Genomic DNA, 3,758 nt, shown 5'->3' with positions numbered 1-3,758 from the left:
GGCGAGCCCCGCGGGGCCGCTGCCGACTATGACGATCTGGCAGTGCAGGCGTTGGGCGCTCATTGGCTGCGCTCCACTTGCATGCCATCCCGGCACAGGGTCTGACAGGCCAGTTGACGGCGACCGTCGATGGTCATCCGACATTCCTGGCAGATGCCCATGCCACAGAACGGCGCTCGTGGACCACCGCTGCAGGCGGTGCGGGTATAGGGCACGCCGCTGTTGGCCACGGCGGCGGCCACCGTGAGGCCGGAGCGGATCTCCAGCGCTTGCTGATCCAGGTAGATGATCACGGGCGTTCTCCAGTCAGGGGGGCGAAGCGTCCGGGCAGATAGGGGCGGGGGTCGATCGCCGGGCATTCGCAGAGCATCAGGTCCACCAGCAGCCGTGCGCTGCCGGGGGCGGTCGTCACGCCCAGGCCTTCATGGCCGACGGCCAGCCACAAGCCCGACTGTTGTGGGTGTTCCCCCAGGATCGGCAGGCCGTCCGGGGTGGCGGCGCGAAAGCCGGTCCAGGCGCGGATGCCGTTGAGCGTTGCCAGCTCCGGCAGGTATTCCACTGCCCGTTGCAGCATGGGCGCCAGCACGGCTGGTTCGACTTGAGGGTCGAGGGTGTCGAACTGCCGGGACGAGCCGATCAGCAACTGGCCGGTTGGACGCGGCTGGACGTTGAAGGCCACCGAGGTGCCATCACTGGCGTGGGCACTGGCTGCGTAGCCCAGTTCTACCAGTTGATGCTGGACCTGTTGCGGGTAGCGGTCGGTGATCAGCAGGTGGCCCTTCTTCGGCCGCAGGGGCAGGGCCGGCAGCAGTTCCCGGGCGGCGAAACCGTTGGCCAGCAGCACCCGGGGCGCGCGCAGGACCCGGCCGTCGTCCAGCTCCAACTGATCACCGGCCACCCTACGCACATGGCCGTACTGGCGCTGGATCAGTGGATGGCTGCTGAGCATCCAGTGGGCGGTGGCCGGGGCGTAGAGAATGCCGTCCCCGGGGATCTTCAGGGCACCTCCCAGGCCCTGGCGCAGCATCGGCTCCAGCGCCGCCAGTTGCGGGCCGTCGAGCAGTTGGCCGGTGACGCCGTGGTCTGCCAGGGTCTGCTGCTTGGCTCGCGCCAGGTCCATTTCCTCGCGGTCGGCGGCCAGCCACAGGGTGCCGCAGTTGCGATAGGCACAGGCCTCGGGCAGACGGTCGCGCAGTTGTCGCCACAGGCCGATGGAGTAATGACTCAGGGCCAGCTCCGCCGGGTTGTCGTCCATGGCCACCAGATGCCCCATGCCGGCCCCGGTGGCGCCGCCACGGGCGTCGTCCAGCACTTGCACCCGCAGGCCGCGACCGGCCAGTTCATGGGCGCAGGCGGCACCGATGATGCCGGCGCCGACCACGATCACGTCGGCCTCGCCCAGGGAGTTCACGAGCCGATGCCCCAGGCGAACGGGTCGCTGTCATCGAGCAGCAGGGTCGCTTCGGCGCTGATATGGGCACTGCCACGCAGGGTGGGAATGATCCGCTCGCCGGCCTGCTCGTAGTGGGCGCTGAACTGGCTGCCGATGACGCTGGCCTGGCGCCAGGTGTGGCCCGGAGCGAGTTTGCCGTCCGCCGCCAGGCAGGCCAGCTTGGCGCTGGTGCCGGTGCCGCAGGGGGAGCGGTCGTAGGCCTTGCCGGGACAGAGCACGAAGTTGCGGCTGTCGGCCTGTGGGTCGTCGGCGAACAGTTCGATATGGTCGATGACTTCGCCCTCGGCCCCGGTGATCCCGGCGGCTTCCAGGGCCTCACGCACGCGCCAGGTGTATTGGGTCAGGGCTTCGACATTGTCCAGGGCAATGTCCTGGCCGTGATCGCTGATCAGGAAGAACCAGTTGCCGCCCCAGGCGATGTCGCCATGCACCGTGCCGTGCCCCGGCACTTGCAGCGCCACCTGGGTGCGATAGCGATAGGCGGGGACATTGCGCACGCTCACCGACAGGTCGTCATGCAAGGTGGCCTCTACCGTGCCCACCGGGGTTTCGATGCGGTGCACGCCGTGGTCGATGCGTCCCAGGTGGTACAGCGAGCGCACCAGGCCGATGGTGCCGTGGCCGCACATGCCCAGGTAGCCGCTGTTGTTGAAAAAGATCACGCCGGCACAGGCATCCCTGGCCTGCGGCTCGCAGAGCAGGGCCCCCACCAGCACGTCGCTGCCCCGGGGTTCGAGGACGCAGGCGCGGCGCCAGTGATCGTGCTGGCTGCGCAGGGTCTGGAGGCGCTCGGCCATGGAACCACGGCCCAGCTCGGGAAAGCCGTCGATCACCAGGCGAGTGGGTTCACCCCCGGTGTGTGAGTCGATCACGGTTATTTTTTTCATGGCGGCACCTGACGGGAAAGAGCTACAGAGTGGCCTTGACGGGGGCGGCGTTGCTTGTGGGTTTTCGCTGTTGCAGATGACGAAATCGGCACAGTCACGCCACGGCTCCTGTGGCGCTGAAGCCACAGTGGGGCGAGGAACGAGTGTGCCGATTTCGTCATCTGCAGGGACGAAAAGCCTCAAGCTGCAAGGGGGATAAAAGGCGACTCTGGTCTGGGTTTTCAACGTCAGTCGGCCCGGCCGACCTCACACAAGGACAAGACCATGAGCCGTAAAGCCATCCAATGGAGCGGTGTGTTCCCCGCTGTGACCACTCAATTCAAAGCCGATTTCTCCCTCGACCTGCAGGCCACCCACAAGGTCATGCGCAACCTGGTGGACGACGGCATATCCGGCCTGGTGGTGTGCGGCACCGTGGGCGAGAACACCTCCTTGAGCACCGCGGAAAAGCTATCAGTGATCGAAGTCGCCAAGGACGCCGCCGGCGGCCGGGTGCCGGTGATCGCCGGGGTGGCCGAATTCACCACCGAGTTCGCTCGCCATACGGTGCGCGAAGCGGCCCGGGTCGGGGTCGATGGGGTGATGGTGATGCCGGCCCTGGTGTACTCGGCCAAGCCCCATGAAACCGCGGCGCATTTTCGTGCGGTGGCCACCGGCACCGACCTGCCGGTGATGGTCTACAACAACCCGCCGATCTACAAGAATGACGTCACCCCCGAGGTGCTGATCGCCCTGCAGGACTGCGAGAACATCGTCTGCTTCAAGGACTCCTCCGGCGATACCCGGCGTTTCATCGATCTGCGCAACGCGGTCGGCGATCGCTTCGTGCTGTTCGCCGGTCTTGACGATGTTGTGGTCGAGAGCGTGGCGGTGGGGGCCGAGGGCTGGGTCTCGGGCATGTCCGTGGCCTTCCCCAAGGAAGGCGAGACCCTGTTCCGCCTGGCCAAGGAAAAACGCTTCGAGGAGGCCCTGGCGCTGTACCGCTGGTTCATGCCGCTGCTGCACCTGGACGCTCGTCCGGACCTGGTGCAGTGCATCAAGCTCTGTGAAGAACTGGTGGGCCGTGGCTCGTCCATCACCCGGCCGCCGCGCCTGGCGCTGCAGGGTGAAACCCTGGCCGAAGTCAAAGCCATAGTCGCCAAGGCCCTGGCCACGCGCCCGAGCCTGCCGGACGTCGGCCTGTAGAAACGGGCCTGTAGGAGTTGGTCGGGTGCCCTGGGTGGGGGCGCCCGCTTCTGGAACATCACACGTGCTGCAAGCGTCGAGCGGCTCCGCCGACGTGACATTCGATCTGCCTATTCCAATAACCCCAAAAAGGCGCAGCCCCATGTCAGGCAAAGGTAAATTCAAGAAACAACTCTCTCTGGTGGACCTGACCTTTATCGGTCTGGGTGCGATCTTCGGTTCCGGCTGGCTGT

At 66.4% G+C, this 3,758-nt stretch carries 5 protein-coding genes; 1 reads left to right on the top strand and 4 read right to left on the bottom strand.

What is annotated here, in order from left to right; genetic code table 11:
- From BLX41_RS37420 to BLX41_RS20290, 4 genes are all read right to left on the bottom strand, one after another.
- A partial coding sequence (locus tag BLX41_RS37420) for a hypothetical protein (protein ID WP_404942783.1) occupies positions 1 to 63 on the bottom strand: 63 nt, incomplete at its 3' end.
- Entirely contained in the window at positions 60 to 293 is a 234-nt protein-coding gene (locus tag BLX41_RS20300; RefSeq protein ID WP_123726325.1) for a (2Fe-2S)-binding protein, read from the bottom strand. The genes BLX41_RS37420 and BLX41_RS20300, both read right to left, overlap by 4 nt.
- Positions 290 to 1,411, bottom strand: a complete 1,122-nt coding sequence (locus BLX41_RS20295) for an NAD(P)/FAD-dependent oxidoreductase (protein ID WP_123726324.1) — start codon at positions 1,409 to 1,411, stop codon at positions 290 to 292. Before BLX41_RS20295 ends, BLX41_RS20300 begins: the two co-directional genes overlap by 4 nt.
- Positions 1,408 to 2,340: a 4-hydroxyproline epimerase gene (locus tag BLX41_RS20290; protein ID WP_123726323.1), complete on the bottom strand. Its 933-nt coding sequence runs from the start codon at positions 2,338 to 2,340 to the stop codon at positions 1,408 to 1,410. The genes BLX41_RS20295 and BLX41_RS20290 overlap by 4 nt, the downstream gene beginning before the upstream one ends.
- 264 nt (positions 2,341 to 2,604) lie before the next feature.
- Between BLX41_RS20290 and BLX41_RS20285 the strand changes: the two genes are divergently transcribed.
- A complete protein-coding gene (locus BLX41_RS20285) occupies positions 2,605 to 3,525 on the top strand; it encodes a dihydrodipicolinate synthase family protein (protein ID WP_123726322.1) in 921 nt (306 codons plus the stop codon).
- Positions 3,526 to 3,758 lie beyond the last annotated feature (233 nt).

The sequence above is a fragment of the Pseudomonas protegens genome (assembly GCF_003732485.1).
GTDB classification, from domain to species: Bacteria; Pseudomonadota; Gammaproteobacteria; order Pseudomonadales; family Pseudomonadaceae; genus Aquipseudomonas; species Aquipseudomonas protegens_B.
The sequence above is the reverse complement of the archived record's forward strand: the minus strand, read 5'-3'. Positions and strand labels throughout refer to the sequence as shown.

What these genes read in the sequence shown, in the direction of transcription:
- BLX41_RS20290 (WP_123726323.1), bottom strand. Translation starts at nt 2,340, where the DNA reads ATGAAAAAAATAACCGTGATCGACTCACACACCGGGGGTGAACCCACT.
- BLX41_RS20285 (WP_123726322.1), top strand. Translation starts at nt 2,605, where the DNA reads ATGAGCCGTAAAGCCATCCAATGGAGCGGTGTGTTCCCCGCTGTGACC.